The 15,566-nt window shown below is 66.8% G+C and carries 12 protein-coding genes and 2 pseudogenes; 3 read left to right on the top strand and 11 right to left on the bottom strand.

What is annotated here, in order from left to right; all coding sequences use genetic code 11:
* Positions 1-51 precede the first annotated feature (51 nt).
* Entirely contained in the window at positions 52-1,281 is a 1,230-nt protein-coding gene (locus IPK85_16245) for a YncE family protein (protein MBK8248930.1), read from the top strand.
* Positions 1,282-1,324: 43 nt separating this feature from the next.
* On the opposite strand, the pseudogene IPK85_16240 reads toward IPK85_16245, so the two are convergent.
* The 8 genes and pseudogenes from IPK85_16240 to IPK85_16205 all read right to left on the bottom strand — a co-directional run bounded on the left by IPK85_16240 (position 1,325) and on the right by IPK85_16205 (position 9,460).
* Positions 1,325-2,592 (bottom strand): annotated as a pseudogene (locus tag IPK85_16240) (serine hydroxymethyltransferase).
* Between the two features lie 8 nt (positions 2,593-2,600).
* Positions 2,601-3,062 (bottom strand): ribose 5-phosphate isomerase B, encoded by a 462-nt coding sequence (rpiB, locus tag IPK85_16235; GenBank protein ID MBK8248929.1) that lies wholly within the window; start codon positions 3,060-3,062, stop codon positions 2,601-2,603.
* A gap of 2 nt (positions 3,063-3,064) precedes the next feature.
* Positions 3,065-4,111: a Glu/Leu/Phe/Val dehydrogenase gene (locus tag IPK85_16230; GenBank protein MBK8248928.1), complete on the bottom strand. Its 1,047-nt coding sequence runs from the start codon at positions 4,109-4,111 to the stop codon at positions 3,065-3,067.
* A gap of 54 nt (positions 4,112-4,165) precedes the next feature.
* On the bottom strand, positions 4,166-5,329 hold the full coding sequence (locus IPK85_16225; protein MBK8248927.1) for an acyl-CoA dehydrogenase family protein: 1,164 nt from the start codon (positions 5,327-5,329) through the stop codon (positions 4,166-4,168).
* Positions 5,330-5,464: 135 nt separating this feature from the next.
* A complete protein-coding gene (locus tag IPK85_16220) occupies positions 5,465-6,310 on the bottom strand; it encodes a 3-hydroxybutyryl-CoA dehydrogenase (protein MBK8248926.1) in 846 nt (281 codons plus the stop codon).
* Positions 6,307-7,185, bottom strand: a complete 879-nt coding sequence (locus IPK85_16215) for a CPBP family intramembrane metalloprotease (GenBank protein ID MBK8248925.1) — start codon at positions 7,183-7,185, stop codon at positions 6,307-6,309. Before IPK85_16215 ends, IPK85_16220 begins: the two co-directional genes overlap by 4 nt.
* A gap of 6 nt (positions 7,186-7,191) precedes the next feature.
* Positions 7,192-8,397 carry an acetyl-CoA C-acetyltransferase gene (locus tag IPK85_16210; GenBank protein ID MBK8248924.1) on the bottom strand — a complete coding sequence of 402 codons (1,206 nt, stop codon included), beginning with the start codon at positions 8,395-8,397 and terminating at the stop codon, positions 7,192-7,194.
* A 94-nt stretch (positions 8,398-8,491) separates the two neighbouring features.
* Positions 8,492-9,460, bottom strand: a complete 969-nt coding sequence (locus IPK85_16205) for an NAD(P)-dependent alcohol dehydrogenase (protein ID MBK8248923.1) — start codon at positions 9,458-9,460, stop codon at positions 8,492-8,494.
* A 552-nt stretch (positions 9,461-10,012) separates the two neighbouring features.
* On the opposite strand from IPK85_16205, the gene IPK85_16200 reads away from it, so the two are divergent.
* Positions 10,013-10,825, top strand: coding sequence for a creatininase family protein (locus tag IPK85_16200; GenBank protein ID MBK8248922.1), 813 nt, complete (start codon positions 10,013-10,015; stop codon positions 10,823-10,825).
* Between the two features lie 3 nt (positions 10,826-10,828).
* Positions 10,829-11,626 (top strand): creatininase family protein, encoded by a 798-nt coding sequence (locus IPK85_16195; GenBank protein MBK8248921.1) that lies wholly within the window; start codon positions 10,829-10,831, stop codon positions 11,624-11,626.
* Between the two features lie 137 nt (positions 11,627-11,763).
* Here IPK85_16195 and IPK85_16190 read toward each other — a convergent pair whose 3' ends face one another.
* The 3 genes and pseudogenes from IPK85_16190 to IPK85_16180 all read right to left on the bottom strand — a co-directional run bounded on the left by IPK85_16190 (position 11,764) and on the right by IPK85_16180 (position 15,532).
* Complete coding sequence (locus IPK85_16190) at positions 11,764-12,198, bottom strand: cytochrome c (protein ID MBK8248920.1); 435 nt, start codon at positions 12,196-12,198, stop codon at positions 11,764-11,766.
* Between the two features lie 85 nt (positions 12,199-12,283).
* Complete coding sequence (locus IPK85_16185) at positions 12,284-14,134, bottom strand: ankyrin repeat domain-containing protein (protein MBK8248919.1); 1,851 nt, start codon at positions 14,132-14,134, stop codon at positions 12,284-12,286.
* Between the two features lie 23 nt (positions 14,135-14,157).
* Positions 14,158-15,532: pseudogene (locus IPK85_16180) on the bottom strand (DUF1552 domain-containing protein).
* Positions 15,533-15,566 lie beyond the last annotated feature (34 nt).

Raw genomic sequence — 15,566 nt, 5'->3', positions numbered from 1 at the left:
ATGGCACGCCCCCCGGCGGCCCTGTGCCGCCCCGGATTCACGGAGATGCCCATGTCTCGAGGCCTGAGTCGTTCCCTCGCCGCGCTGGCTGTTGTGCTCAGCGCCAGCACCGCCCTCGCCCAGGTGCGGTCTGTCCCCCCGCGGCCCAAGCGCCAGGATGTCCGCAAGGAGACGACCACGCCGCCCGTAACGGGACCCACACAGAACTACTGGGTGTACGTCGGCGCGGAGTCTGCAGACTTGATTCACCGCGTGCGCTTTGGGCCTGAGGGCACGCGAGTCGAGAAGTCGATCCCGATCGGGGTTGAGGCGACGGAGATGGAGGGCCCCCACGGCCTGCAGATCTCGCCCGACGGCAAGTGGTTGTACATGACCACGGGCCATGGGACGCCGGACGGCCGGTTGTGGAAGTTCGACCTCGGCCCTGACACGCTGGTGGGCCCGGCGATCCAACTGGGATGGTTCCCCGCCTCGATCGACGTGTCCCCGGACGGGCTCTACACCTTCTCGGCGAACTTCAACCTCCACGGCGAGATGGTGCCCTCCAGCATCTCGGTGGTGTTCACCCCGACCAACACCGAGGTCGCACAAACGGTGACGTGCACCATGCCCCACGGATCGCGGTTCAACGCGACGGGGACAAAGCACTACTCCGGCTGCATGATGGACGACATGCTCGTTGAGCTGGACACCCGCACCTACGAGGTGACGGCGAAGTTCTCGCTCGCCAAGGGCAAGGAAGGACTGGTCGACCTGCAGGCCACCGCCCACGCCGGCCACGCCATGGACCACAAGGTCGACAACAGCGAAGGGCACGGCGCCTCGATGACCTCCACCTGTTCGCCCACCTGGGCCCAGCCCGCCGCCACCGGGTCGATGGTGTACGTCACGTGCAACAAGGTGGACCAGGTCTTCGAGGTCGATGCCTCCACCTGGAAGATCACGCGGCGTTTCTCGACCGGGGTCGGCCCGTACAACCTCGCGGTGACGCCGGACGGGAAGTACCTCCTCGTGACGCTGAAGAAGGGCGCGGGCTTCGAGATGATTGACCTGGCGTCGGGACAGTCCGTCTACCGCGAGAAGCTGAGCACGACGATTGGCCACGGCGTCGCCGTCAGCAAGGACTCGAAGTACGCCTTCGTCTCCTCCGAAGGCGTGGGCGCCCAGCCCGGGAAGGTGGACGTGTTCGACCTGGCCAACCGCAAGAAAGTCGGCACCGCCGACGTGGGCCAGCAGGCGTCCGGCATCGCGTTCTGGAAGCAGGAACCCACGCGTCGTTAGCCGGGCTGGGGCTGGGAGCGTCCCAGACCCGGCACGCACCCCTTTACAGGTACAGAGGGAACGCCTCCGTCAGCGCCCTCACGTCGGCCCGAACCGCGGCGTGCACCGACGGATCTTCCGGCGCCATCAGGACGCGATCGATCAGCGCCGCGATGCGCTGCATCTCGGGCTCCTTCATCCCCCGCGTGGTGGCCGCCGGCGTCCCGATGCGGACACCGCTCGTGACAAAGGGCGACTGCGTCTCCCGCGGCACGGTGTTCTTGTTGACCGTGATCGCGGCCTTGTCGAGGACCTGCTCCGCCAACTTTCCGGTGAGCCCCTTGTTGCGCAGGTCAACGAGCATGAGGTGATTGTCGGTACCGCCGGAGACGAGCTGGTAACCACGCGCCGTCAATGCTCCCGCCAACGCCTGGGCGTTCGCAACAACCTGGCCGCAGTAGGTCTTGAATGAGGGGGCCAACGCCTCGCGGAACGCGACCGCCTTGGCCGCAATGACGTGCTCGAGCGGCCCGCCCTGGGAGCCGGGGAACACGGCCTTGTCCACGACCTTGGCATGTTCGGCCTTGCAGAGAATCAACCCACCTCGCGGCCCGCGCAGCGTCTTGTGCGTCGTTGAGGTGACGACATCGGCATGCGGGATCGGTGACGGATGGTGGCCCGTCGCGACCAGACCAGCGATGTGCGCCATGTCCACCATGAAGATCGCGCCCACTTCCTTGCGATCTCCGCAAACGCGGGGAAGTCGATCGTGCGAGGGTACGCGCTCGCACCGGCGATGATCATCCGCGGACGTTCTCGACGCGCCACGTCACGCAGCATGTCGTAATCGAGAAATCCCTGGTCGGTGACGCCGTAGTGCACCGCCCGATACATGAGCCCCGAGCAATTCACCGGGGAGCCATGGGTCAGGTGCCCACCCTGGGAGAGGTCCTGGCCGAGGAGGGTGTCACCGGGCTTGAGGAACGCCATCGCGACCGCACTGTTGGCCGAGGCCCCCGAGTGCGGCTGTACGTTGGCGTGGTCGCACCCGAACAACTCCTTGACGCGACTGATCGCCAGGTTCTCCACCTGGTCCACCACCTCGCAGCCCCCGTAGTAGCGCTTTCCCGGGAGGCCCTCGGCGTACTTGTTGGTGAGTGGCGACCCCATGGCCTCGAGCACCGCCGGTGAGACGAAGTTCTCACTGGCGATCAACTCGATACCATGCGACTGCCGCGCCGTCTCTTCCTCGATCAAGCGCGCGATCTCCGGGTCGGCGTCCTGCAAGGCCTGTCCGGGGGGACGACGATCCCAGCGATTCCAGCCACTCATCGATCCACTCATGGGGTCTCCTCAGGGGTCTCCTCGGGGCGTTCAATCTTCTCGACGCGCCGTTCGTGGCGTCCGCCGTCGAACGGGGTCTTGAGCCAAGTCTCCAGAATCTGCCGCGCAGACTCTTCGGACACAAACCGTGCGGGGAGGACGAGGACGTTGGCGTCATTGTGCCGACGCGCCAGTTCCGCGACCTCAGGTGTCCATGCCACGGCGGCCCGGACGTGGGGATACCGATTGGCCGTGTAGGACATCCCGAGGCCCGTCCCGCAGAGCAACACCCCACGACGGGCCTGGCCGCCGGACACCTCGCGAGCGAGCGGGTGGGCATAATCGGGATAGTCCGTGGACGCCTCCGACGCCGTGCCCAGGTTCTCCACCTCGAAGCCTAACGCCGCGAGGTGCGCCGCCAGCTTCTCCTTGAGCTCGAAGCCGGCGTGGTCGGAGGCAATGGGGATGCGCTCGGCCATGGTCAGCTCTTGCGCGGCCACTGCGGCCAGGTGCGTACGAGCCCACCGACCGCCTGCAGTCGGCGTTCGGCCAGTCGGTCGGCCGCGACGTACGTCGGCACCCCGGTTTCCTTCGCGATCTCGAACACACCGAGCGTGGTCTCGTAGATCTCGTCGGCCTTGCGCAGCGCCCGCTGTGAGGTCCAGCCGGCCAACTCACTGTAGACGTTGATCACACCGCCGGCATTGGCCACGTAGTCCGGGGCGTACAGCAAGCCCCGAGCTTCGAGGGCATCGCCGTGGCGTTCCTCCAGAAGCTGGTTGTTCGCCGCACCCGCGACAACTTCCACCTTGAGCTTGGGGATCGTGTCATCATTGAGGATGCCGCCCAGGGCGCACGGGCTGAAGATGTCGGCAGGGACGGCGTAGATCTGGTCCAGCTCGACCGCACGGGCGCCGAACTCATCAACCGCCCGCTTCACGCGCGCCGGATCGATGTCGGTCACGACCAGCTGCGCCTCGTGCGTGTGCAGTTCCTTGCAGAGGTAGTAGCCGACATGCCCAAGCCCCTGCACCGCGACCGTCTTGCCCGCGACCGAGTCCGACCCCCAACGCTGGCGTGCGCAGGCCTGGATCGCGCGGAACACGCCGCGTGCCGTCACCGGCGACGGGTCGCCGGATCGTGTGGCCAGCCCCGCCACATAGTCCGTCTCCATGTGGACGAAGTCCATGTCCGCCGTGGATGTCCCCACATCTTCCGCCGTGACGTAGCGTCCCCCGAGCGACTCCACAAAGCGCCCATGCGCGCGGAAGATCATCTCGCGCTTCATCATGCGGTTGTCGCCGATAATGACCGCCTTGCCGCCGCCGAGATTCAGGCCGGCGACTGCGTTCTTGTAGGTCATCCCTCGCGACAGGCGAAGGGCGTCCACGATCGCCTCATCGTCGGTGGCGTACTGCCAGAAGCGCGTGCCCCCCAGGGCGGGGCCCAGGGTCGTGTCGTGGATGGCAATGATGCCACGGTAGCCGCTGGCCTTGTCGTGGCAAAGGACCAGCTGTTCGTGGCCCATCTCGGCAATGATCTCGAAGCTCTTCACTGGAACGGGATGTCAGGGTGAACCCACTCAGGAACGTGCGTACAACTCCCGGGCAATCACGATACGTTGGATCTCCGAGGTCCCCTCGTAGATCTCGGTCACCTTCGCGTCCCGGAACAACTTTTCCACCGGATACTCCTTCACGTAGCCGTATCCGCCGAAGATCTGGACGGCCTGCGTGGTCACCCACATCGCCGTCTCCGTCGCCTGCAACTTGGCCATCGAGGCAAACTGCGTGATCGGTTCGCCACGATCCTTGGCCGATGCCGCCGCGTAGAGCAGGGCTCGCGCAGAGGTGATGCGCGTCGCCATGTCGGCCAGCTTGAACTGGATCGCCTGGAATTCCTTGATCGGCTTGCCGAACTGCTTGCGCTCCGCCGCATACGCCACCGAGTGCTCGAGGGCTGCCCGGGCGATGCCGACCGCTTGCGCCGCAATGCCGAGGCGGCCGTTCTCGAGTGACTGCATGGCATAGATGAATCCCATCCCCTCCTCTCCAAGGAGGTTCGCCACGGGAACCCGCACGTTGTCCAGGATCAGCTGAACGGTGGGATCACCGCGCAGCCCCATTTTGTCTTCCTTCTTCCCCACCCCGAAGCCGGCCATGTCGGGCGTCAGGATGAAGGTGCTGATCCCGCGCGCGCCCTTGCGCTCGTCCGCGGTATCGGTCCGCGCCATGCAGAGGATGACGTCGGCCATGGAGCCATGGGAGACCCACGACTTCACGCCGTTGAGCACATAGTGGTCACCATCACGGACGGCCTGCGACCGGAGCGAAGCCGCGTCAGAACCGGCGTCAGGCTCGGAAAGGGCGAATGCTCCCAGCCACTCGCCGCGGGCCATCTTGCGCAGGAATCCCTCGCGCTGGGCGTCACTGCCGTAGCGCAGGATCATCTGCGTCGGCAGGGAGTTGTGCACGCTCATGAGGACCGCCGCCGATGCGTCCGCCGCCGCGATCTCCTCGAGCGCGACGAGGTACGTGCAGGTGTCGAGCCCCAGCCCGTCCAGCGCTTCCGGGATCATCATCCCCAGAAAGCCCAGCTCGGCCAATTTCGAGACAATGTCGCGGTCAAACCCGCCCTCGCGATCCCACCGGTCCGCATGAGGCGCCACCTCCGCGCGCGCGAACTGGCGCGCCATCAACTGAATGGCCTTCTGCTCTTCACTCAACGGGATCAATGCCCAGGACATGCGAGATCAGGGAAGCGAGGAACGAGCACCAAAACACAAACACTTACGGCAGACGGCAGTTCGATGTGTGCCTCCGGCAGCAATCACACGCAGGGGCGACCTAGCCAGAATCAGCCGGGATCCCCAGCGATCAGCTCAATACGTGTAGATCCCTCGACCACTCTTCCTACCCAACCATCCCGCGGCCACATACTTCCGCAACAGCGGACAGGGCCGGTACTTCGGATCCCCAAGCCCCGAGTGCAACACCTCGAGGATCGACAGGCAGGTGTCCAACCCGATCAGGTCCGCCAGGGCCAGTGGACCCATCGGGTGGTTCATCCCGAGCTTCATCACCGTGTCGATGGCCTCCGCCGTCCCCACCCCCTCCATGAGGCAATACAGCGCCTCGTTGATCATCGGCATAAGGATCCGGTTGGCCACAAACCCGGGAAAGTCGGCCACCTCCACCGGCACCTTGCCAAGGGCCGTGGACCAGGCCATCACCCGTGCCGTCGTCTCGTCGCTGGTCGCCAAGCCACGAATCACCTCGACCAGCTGCATTACCGGCACCGGGTTCATGAAGTGCATCCCGATCACGTCCGCCGGGCGCTTGGTGACCGCCGCAATCGTCGTGATCGAGATCGAGCTCGTGTTCGTCGCCAGCACGGCCCCGGCGTCGGCCATGCGATCGAGGTCGGCGAAGATCTTCAGCTTGAGCGCCTGGTTCTCCGTGGCCGCCTCCACCACGAGCGCGGCGCCAGCAACCGCGCCGAGCTCCGTCGACGTGGCGAGGCGGGCGAGCGCCGCGTCCCTTGCCGCGACGTCGAGCGAACCCTTCTTCACCTGGCGGTCCATGTTCTTCTCGATCGTCGCTCGGCCACGCGCGAGCGCTTCGGCCGACACGTCGAACATGGTCACCGGGTGGCCACCCTGGGCGAACACATGCGCGATCCCGTTCCCCATCTGCCCCGCGCCAATCACGGCGATTGTCTCACTCATGTTCCTTGCACTCCGCGACGTCCCCGTCGCAGCATGATGTAGATACCAACCAACAGCCCGACCCCGGTGACCAGGCCGGCCTCGGGGCCCCACGAGCCACCCGTCGCCCAGTCCGGCCCCGCGTCAATCACTCGATAGTTTGGGCTCCCCAGCCCAACGCCGCTCACCGCGGTGTGCAGCAACCCCGCCATGACGAAGTTCCACGCCACGTGCGCGGCCCACGCGGCAGGCAGGCTGTCAAACGCCACCCGGATGCTCCCAAGAAAGATTCCCGCGAGCGTGACCAGGGCGACCGACTGCCACGTCGCGCCGGCGTTCTCCAGATGCAGTGCCCCGAACAACGCGCTCGTTGCCACAATGGCGCGACGCGCCCCCAGCCACTCGCGCAGGACCGTCAGGAGGTAGCCGCGGGTCGCGAGTTCTTCCCAAAGGGCGGCAGGAAGGAGCGTCAACAGGGTCAACGCCGCCGCCTGGGCCCAGTTCCCCGGTGCCGCCGGGACCACCTCGAGCCACCCGGCCGCGAGCAGGAGCAACGACGGCCCACCCACCGCAATCGCACCAAGACCCAACCCCATGATCACGCGACGCCACTGCCACGCGACCTGGCCGAGCCCCACCACGCCCCACCCCCGCCGATCGACAGTGGCCAGCGTGACCACGTGCGCGATCCCGACCGTCACGGTCATGGCCAAAAAGAAGACCGGGAGCGATGCCCCACCGACGTTCAGCTCGGCGGGCAACGCGGCTTGCACCAGACGGCTCGCGAGAAGCGCCACGGCACCGGCGAGCAGAAAGACGCCGAGGCGAACTGGCGCCGGAGCGCTACCGGCACCAGTCGGCGCTGGGCCGGTGGCTGGAGCCGTGGGAAGGGTCACGCCTGACTACGCGACGCGCGACACGGAGAGGGCGACCGCATCCCCGCCGCCGAGGCAGAGCGTCGCCAGGCCACGTCCAGCCCCCCGGTCCGCCATCGCGTGCAGGAGGGTGATGAGGACCCGCGCGCCGCTGGCGCCAATGGGATGCCCCAGAGCGATGGCGCCGCCATTGACGTTTACGCGGTCCCAGTCCCACCCGAGGGCGTCGCCGTCGGCAAGCGCTTGCGAGGCAAAGGCCTCATTCGCCTCAATCAGGCCATAGTCGCCAATGGAGGTGCCGTCCTTCTTCATGAGGTTCGTCACCGCGGTCACCGGGGCGAAGAACAACTCCTGCGGGTTGCCGGCGCCGGTCGCGTAGTTGTCGATCCGTCCCAGCACGGCCAGCCCGTGGGCCTGCGCGTAGGCGAGCGACGTGACCACCAGTGCCGCACCACCATCGTTGAGCGTGGACGCGTTCCCCGCCGTCACCGACAGGTCGGTCGCGTCCTTCGACGGAAACGCCGGTCGCAGCTTACCTAACGAGTCCAGCGTCGTATCCGCGCGCGGCCCCTCGTCCGCGGCCACCACCGTCGGCCCCTTCTTGCCGGGGATTTCCACCGCGACGATTTCGGTGGCGAACTTCCCCGCCCCCTGGGCGGCAACCGCCTTCTGGTGCGAGGCGACCGAAAACTCGTCTTGGCGCCCCCGGGTGACGGCACCCTCGCGCGCCGTGTACTCCGCATGCCCACCCATATGCACGTTGCAGGTCGCGCACCACAGCCCGTCTCGGATCATCCCGTCGACGATCGACTGGTCGCCCAGCTTGATCCCGTTGCGGTACCCGTAGAGGTAATGCGGCGCGTTGGACATCGACTCCTGGCCACCGGCAATCACCACCTGCGCGTCCCCGGCCTTGATCGACTGGGCGGCCAGCATGACCGCCTTCAGCCCTGAACCGCAGACCTTGTTGACGGTCAGCGCCGATACCGTCGCCGGAACCCCGGCCTTGAGCATCGCTTGCCGGGCAGGCGCCTGGCCGGTGCCCCCCTGTAGGACGTGACCCATGATGACCTCTTGGACTTGGTCACCGGGGATGCCCGAGCGCCGCAGGGCCTCGCGAATGGCGATGGCCCCAAGCTCGGGCGCCGAAAGGGACGAAAGGCCGCCGAGGTACTTCCCAATGGGAGTACGGGCTGCGGCAACGATGACGGGTACGCGGGAGGTGTCGGTCATGCCTGTCTGAAAGCGTCGGATTGGTGCTGCCGGAAAGTAAGGCAGCGGCCGGAGCACAGGCAGCGGGCAATCTCGCCCCATCCCCTCTCCGCCCCTACGGCACAGTCACCACCACCTTCCCCCGGGCCCGCCCTGTCTCGACGTACCGGACGGCTTCGGGCGCATCCAGAAACGAGAACTTGCGGTCGATGACGGACCTGAGCTTCCCACCCGCAGCGAGGGCGGCGAGCGTGTCGAGGTCCGGTCCATTCACTTGGGCAATGAAGAACTGCCACGAGCGGTCCGAGAACTTCGTCCGCAGTACCGTGGCGGCGACCCGCGGCAACGGATCGAGCACGGCACCCGACGGACCACCAATCATCACGTACCGCCCTGTTGGCGCGAGGACGCGGGCGAGGTCGCCAAGGGAGTGGTTGCCGACGTTGTCGACAATGACGTCGTAACGCGCCGAATCGAGGGTGAAGTTGGTCGCGGTGTAGTCGATGGTGCGGTCGGCACCGATCGAGCGTACCAGCTCGACATTGCGCGTGCTGCTTACCCCGGTCACCGTCGCGCCGAGCGATTTCGCGATCTGGACGGCGAACGTGCCCACCCCTCCCGATGCGCCGTTGACCAGCACCCGGTGTCCCGCGCGGACTCCGCCCTGGTCGCGAACCCCCTGCAGGGCAGTGATCGCCGCCACCGGGATGGCCGCGGCTTCGTCCAGCGTCATGGTCGCCGGCTTTCGCGCCACCCGGTCGTGACGGACCAGCACGTATTCTGCGAGCGCACCGGTCCGCGCACCGAACACCGAGTCGCCGGGCTGGAATCTCGTGGCCGCCGGGCCCGCCGCCTCCACCACGCCGGCGAAGTCGGTCCCGAACCGAACCTCGGTCGGCACGCGCCAACCCATCGCGATGCGTGCGATCAGGGGTGAGCCACGCATCCCATGCCAGTCCGCCGGATTGACCGATGCCGCGACCACCCGCACCAGGAGCTGGCTGTCCGATGGTGTCGGTCGCTCGAGCTCCACCCGTCGCAGGACCTCGGGGCCACCAAACTCGCAGTGGATCCATGCCCCCATCGGGGTGCGCGTTCCGACAGCCGTCGCCGGCGGGCACTCGTTGGTTGAGCGAACGTACGCGGTCACGGCGGCCAGCAGGAGCAGCAGCACACCTAACGACAACACCCGCCGGACCAGACGCCACCGCGATCTTCGACCCGTCATTGATCCACTCCAGGAGAGAGCCCATATCCCGGCCGCAACGGCAAGGGTGGGCGGGCATACGCTCCCGTGGTCCCCGGGTTTCGCCGGGGCTTACCGGTACCGCTCCACGTGGGCAGCCACAATCGCCTGACCCAGGGCGAGCCCGCGCGCGACCGCCAAGCACATGCGCGATACTCGAGCCCCCCCTGACCCACTGTCCCCGGACGAGTTGCCAGAACGCCCCGTGCGAGCTTTGAGCACGCGGCGCAATCGGACTCCGTAGGGCGAAATGTTGCACGCGCGCCACCTCTCGCCCCAGCATGCGCGGCGGGCGCGAAGGCCAGCGCGACCGCGCATTGAACGCCCGCGTCGCCGCTGGAACCGCGGCGTGCCGCGGTGCATGTTCCGGCGACCCTACGGCCCACCTCCATGCGACTGCCCCTCCTGCTTGCCACCCTCGCCTCGCTCGGCGCGGCGACGGCCACCGCCCAACGCCCCCCGGATACGGTCTTCCTCGAGGACCTGACCTGGGACGAGATCCGCGACTTGCAGAAGGCCGGTACGCGCACCGTTATCGTCGGCACCGCCGGTCAGGAGCAGAAGGGGCCGCACATGGTGATGGGCGAGCACAAGTACGTCCTCACCTGGACAACCGAGAAGATCGCCCGAGCGGTCGGCAAGGCACTCGTGGCCCCTATCATCACGTATGTCCCCGAGGGATCGTGGGAAAACCCCCGCGGGCACATGGCGATGGCCGGGACGATCACCTTGCCGGAGGACCGCTTCAAGGAACTTCTCACCCACACCGCCAAAAGCCTTAAGGCAGGAGGATTTACGCACATCATCCTCATTGGCGACTCCGGCGGCAACCAGCGCGGAATGTCCGATGTCGCGACCGCGCTCAATGCCGAGTGGGCGGGGAGCGCGCGGGTCCACTTCATCGGCGACTACTACACCAAGGCCGGCGAGGACATGCGGAAGTGGCTCAACGGACAGGGCTTCGCGAGTGATCAGATCGGAAGCCACGCCGGGATGCTGGACACCTCCGAGCTGATGTATGTCAACGCCAAGTTGCTCCGGCCGGACAAGTTTGCCATGAACGGTGGATTCCAGGGGAGCGGGGTCAGCGGCGACCCGACCAAGGCCAGTGCGAAGATCGGGGAAGGCCTGCTGAAGATCAAAGTGGACAACGCGGTCGCGCAGATTCGCGCATCGATGGCCGCCGCCGGCCAGGAGGACTGACCCATGCGACGACTGCTACTCACCTCCCTCGCTGCGCTCGCCATCACTCGCGGGGCCGGTGCCCAACCCACGCTCGGCGCCCCATTCATCGAGGCGATGACCTGGACCGAAGTCCGCGATGCCATCACCGGGGGCAAGAAGACGATCATCATCCCGATCGGCGGCACCGAGCAGAACGGCCCCCACATGATCATGGGGAAGCACAATTACATCGTCACCTTCGCCGCCGGCGAGATCGCCCGTGTCCTTGGCGATGCGCTCGTGGCGCCCACGCTCCAGTACGTGCCCGAAGGTGACTACAACCGCCCGGGGTTTGGCGACAAGCCCGGGGTGATCACGCTCCCCTCCCCCAGCTACGACCGCCTGCTGGACGCCGCGGTGCGCAGCCTCAAGGTGCACGGCTTCACGAACATCCTGCTGATCGGCGACAGCGGCGGAAACCAGGCCGGGATGACGGCGGTGGCGAACACCGTGAACGCCGAATGGGCCGGGAGCGGCGTGAAGGTCTACGCCCTGGTGGACTATTACCAGAAGGGTCGCATCCTGATTCGTGATTACCTGCAGCAGAAGTACGGCTGGGACAACGCGACGGTCGGGAGCCACGCGGGCACGAGCGATACGTCACAGCTGCTCTATGTCCACGCGGCCGGAATCCGGAAGGGCAAGCTGGCGCCGAGTGGCGGGAGCCCGGACTCCGGGGTGAACGGTGACCCGACCAAGGCGTCCGCCGAGATCGGGAAGGTGGCGATCGACTTCAAGGTGAACGCGGCGGTGGAGCAGTTCAGGGCGATGGCGAAGTAGGTACCAGCCAGAGGTCAGACGGCAGAGGGCAGGCTGGCACCATCGTTTGCACAGGCTGCATGAACAAGGGGGCGAGGAGCGACTCGATCGTCGGCTCCTCGCCCCCTTCGCATTTCCCCTGCACGTGACGCGCCCGGCTACTTCCTCGAAATTGAGTAGACGTAGGCCGCGACCGCCTTGATCTGCGGGTCGGTCAGCGCCATGCGACCACCGCGTGCTCCCATCGGGTTCTTGCGCGACGGATCCTTGATGTTCGCGGCGGGCACCCCACTCGTGATGATCCCGACGATTTCGTCATAGGCTCCAGTCTTGAGCTGGACCCACTGGGCGTCGTTGAGCGCGGGGCCGTTCGCGCCACCGATGCCCTTGGCACCGTGACAGCGCATGCAGCCGCCATTGTTGAACAGCGAGTCGCCTAACGCAACGTTGGACGGGGTCACGTCGGCCGGCATGGCCATCGCACTCGCGCCGGACGGGGTCGGCGCGCCACCGGCCGAGCCACCGCGGCTGCAGGCGACGGCGGTGAATGCCGCCAACGCGGCCAGGCCGCGGATCACACGGGTCTTCATCATCGGGGTCCTCTGGGGAGGGGGTTGTGAAGCCACATTATCGCGCGCCGCGCGCCCAAGGCGCCAGTGGCGCCGCTGCGGCCGGCGCTCAGCAGCTCACGCACTTGTTGTTGTTCTTCGAGCCGAGGCTCATCAGCAGTTGCACGGTCTCGGGATACGGATTGATGCGCTGTACCGGGCCGTTCGCCATGTCCGCCGTCGTCTGGCCCGAGCGTGACACCGCCGTGACGTCAGCACCCTTGGAGACCAGGTACTTGATCATCTCGTTGTCGCCGCGGGACGCGGCGTGGTGGACCGCGGTGTAGCCGCTGTAGTCCCGGGCGTTGACGTCAGCGCCAAGCACCTCCACGATGTACTTCACCGCAGGCAGCCAGCCATCGGGTACATGGCGGTGATCGTTGGCGGCAAATCCCTGTCCGTAGCCAACCCCAGCTGCGGCGTGCAGCAGGTACACGCCGGGGCCTCCGTCCGGAACCGCGGGGAGCCCCGAAGGGTCCGTGCGCGGTGCCGCTGGCATGGCCCCAGTGGCACTCGCCGCGGGATCGCCGCGACGTGCGCGTGGCGCCGGACGGATTGTCGCCACCGCAGGATCTGCCCCGGCCGCAACCAGCAGCTTCATCGCCTCAACGTCCGTGGCATAGGCGGCCCGGAACAGTGGCGTGGCACCGGCGAAGTCCACACGCAAGTTGTCGCGGTTGTAGGTGGTGTACCACAACGACCGCTTGAGGCGCGCGTTGGGGTTGGCGCCGGCCTTGAGCAACGCGGCGACAACGTCGAGATAGGTGCTCGACTGGCGCAGCTGGAAAGCGGGCTGTGGCGTGCGGGTCGTGGGCGCCCACTCCTTGTTCAACACGGCATAAAGCGGCCCGGCGCCTGCGTCCGAATACAGGTTCGGGTTGGCGCCGGCCTTGATCAATTCGAGGGCGAGGTCGTAGTGGCCATTGATCGTCGCCATGAGGAGCGGAGAGGACTTGTCCCCCGCGCTCACCTGGTTGATGTCGGCCCCTGCCTCGACCAGCGCCTTCACGACGGGCACATGTCCCTCGCGGACCGCGAGCAGCATCGAGGTAAGGCCACCCTGGGCCCCGATCAGTTCGGTGTATCCCGGGGCGTCGTCGTCGAGTCCGGGCCCGCCCTGCGCCATCAGCCGCTGCTCTTCGGCGGCACGCGCCTGGGCGGCGCCGTCGAGGGCGGCGGCGGTTGCGACCTGGTTGTCAACCTGCATGGCGGCTTGCACCGCTTTCTGGACCACGCTGGGCTTCGGTTGCCAACCGGCCTTGTCTTTCGCCCCTTCCTGTTCACGCGCTTCCGCCAGCACCTGGTTGCGCCGTTGTTTCGACTGTCGGTCGATCGCGGCGGACGCCATGACGTCCATCGCCTTCGCCGCCACCTTATGGTCTGCACCAGCCGCGAGGAGGAGCTTCACGGCTTCCAGCCGCCCCTTGGCCGCCGCGATCATCAGGGGCGTCTGGCCCCACTGCGGCTCACGTGCATCCACCGTGGCCTTCGCATCGAGCAACGCCTTCACGGCGCGCGCATCCCCGTAGAGGGCGGCCAGATGTAGCGGGGTCACCCCCACCGATCCGGCTGCATTCGGATTGGCGCCCGCCTTGACCAGCAGGGCGACGACCTCACCCGCCCCATTCTCGGCGGCAACGTGCAGGGGGGTATAGCCTCCGATGCGCGTGGCGGCCGACACATTGGCCCTGGCACGCAGCAAGAGGTTCGCGACCTCCACCTGGTTGAATCGCGCGGCCCAGTGGAGCGCCGTCATCCCGTCGCCCTGCGCCGCATTCACGTCGGCGCCGCGGGCCACCAGGGCACGCACCGTCGCCGCGTCGCGCCGCATCGCGGCGTCCGCCAGCGGGGTGACTGGCAGGGACGCCGTGGTGAACAACACGAATCCTGCAGCCGCAACCAATGCGCGCAAACCAATCATGACGGGGGTCCCTGAGTCGAGGGTTAGAACGTGAAGCAGCCGGTGGAATCGCCAAACGACTCGATGTCGTTCATCCCCATGCCTTGCAGCAGACCGAGCATCGCATTGGCCATCGGGGTACTGTCCGGCGCCTTCAGGTGCAGGTTGCCCTTGAGCACGCCACCCGCCCCACCGAGGAAGAGCAGCGGGCACCGTCGATGGTTGTGCGTGTTGCCGTCGGCCATCGGCGACCCATAAATGATCGCGGTCTGGTCCAGCAGGGTCCCGTCCCCTTCCTTCACCGCATGGAGCTTCTCCATCAGGTACGGGAGCATGCCCACGTGATAGCGATTGATCTCGGCGAACTCCTTCACCCGCTGCGGGTTGTTCCCGTGGTGTGATGCCGGATGGAAGCCGGCGGACACGCCGCTTTCCGGATACACACGCGCCGACGCGTCGCGCCCGAGCTTGAACGAGAACACACGCGTCATGTCTGACTGGAAGGCCAGCACCTGCAGGTCCATGAACAGCTTGACATGTTCATCGAACGAATCCGGCACCCCGGTCGGGGCCCCCGCGAGCTGTCGTTCTTCGCCGGACGAGTTGCGGGCTTCGACCTTTTCGATGCGGCGCTCGATTTCCCGGACGGTCTCAAGGTACTGATCCATGCGCTGCCGGTCGCTCGCGCCCAACTCGCGCTTGAGTTCCGCCACGCGCCCGGTGACCCAATCGAGAATGCTCTTGGTCGCATTGAGCCGTGCGGAACGCTCGGCCGCGGTGCCCCCGGTCCCGAAGAGGCGCTCAAACGCAACGCGCGGGTCTCGGATCATGGGGAGCGGGTCCGTCGGTGAGGCCCAGCTGATCGTGTCCGTGTACGCGCACGAGTAGCCATAGGCGCAGCCACCGGCACGATCCTGCGGCTCGATGCACAGCTGCATCGACGGGATCGGGGTATCCTGTCCAAAGCGGCGCGCATACATCTGGTCCAGCGAGGTCCCGACGAAGATGTCGGAGCTCTCGGTCTGCGTCGGGTGCGATTGCGTCAGGAAGACGGCACTCGACCGGAAGTGGTCGCCGCCAATCTCCTCGGACTTGTAGGCTTCCGCCATGCGCACGTCGGTGTTCGACACGATGGTGACGTACTTGCGCCACTTCTCGAGCGGCGACAGCGAGGTCCCCTTGAGGTCAAACGTCGCCCCGGTGCCGACCGGAACCCAGAGGTTGTTCGCGAGACCAAACGGCGAACATCCGCCGGCCCCATGCACCATTTCCATCGCGATCAACCGTTTCGCCCCCTGCGGCGGCGGCGCTGGTTCCACGAAATGGCGTCATCGCCTCGAGGTACGGCAGGGCGATCGTCGCCCCCATCCCCTTCAGGAACGTGCGACGGGGGAGCGGCTGCTTGAGGATGTGGCTCATCGGTCGATCGGTGGTCGGGTGAACGACTCCGGGC

Source organism: Gemmatimonadota bacterium (genome assembly GCA_016712265.1).
Lineage (GTDB): Bacteria > Gemmatimonadota > Gemmatimonadetes > Gemmatimonadales > Gemmatimonadaceae > RBC101.
This window is presented reverse-complemented; position numbering and strand designations above follow the sequence as displayed.

What these genes read in the sequence shown, in the direction of transcription:
- IPK85_16245 (MBK8248930.1), top strand. Translation starts at nt 52, where the DNA reads ATGTCTCGAGGCCTGAGTCGTTCCCTCGCCGCGCTGGCTGTTGTGCTC.
- rpiB (MBK8248929.1), bottom strand. Translation starts at nt 3,062, where the DNA reads ATGGCCGAGCGCATCCCCATTGCCTCCGACCACGCCGGCTTCGAGCTC.
- IPK85_16230 (MBK8248928.1), bottom strand. Translation starts at nt 4,111, where the DNA reads ATGGGCCACGAACAGCTGGTCCTTTGCCACGACAAGGCCAGCGGCTAC.
- IPK85_16225 (MBK8248927.1), bottom strand. Translation starts at nt 5,329, where the DNA reads ATGTCCTGGGCATTGATCCCGTTGAGTGAAGAGCAGAAGGCCATTCAG.
- IPK85_16220 (MBK8248926.1), bottom strand. Translation starts at nt 6,310, where the DNA reads ATGAGTGAGACAATCGCCGTGATTGGCGCGGGGCAGATGGGGAACGGG.
- IPK85_16210 (MBK8248924.1), bottom strand. Translation starts at nt 8,397, where the DNA reads ATGACCGACACCTCCCGCGTACCCGTCATCGTTGCCGCAGCCCGTACT.
- IPK85_16205 (MBK8248923.1), bottom strand. Translation starts at nt 9,460, where the DNA reads ATGGGGGCATGGATCCACTGCGAGTTTGGTGGCCCCGAGGTCCTGCGA.
- IPK85_16200 (MBK8248922.1), top strand. Translation starts at nt 10,013, where the DNA reads ATGCGACTGCCCCTCCTGCTTGCCACCCTCGCCTCGCTCGGCGCGGCG.
- IPK85_16195 (MBK8248921.1), top strand. Translation starts at nt 10,829, where the DNA reads ATGCGACGACTGCTACTCACCTCCCTCGCTGCGCTCGCCATCACTCGC.
- IPK85_16190 (MBK8248920.1), bottom strand. Translation starts at nt 12,198, where the DNA reads ATGATGAAGACCCGTGTGATCCGCGGCCTGGCCGCGTTGGCGGCATTC.
- IPK85_16185 (MBK8248919.1), bottom strand. Translation starts at nt 14,134, where the DNA reads ATGATTGGTTTGCGCGCATTGGTTGCGGCTGCAGGATTCGTGTTGTTC.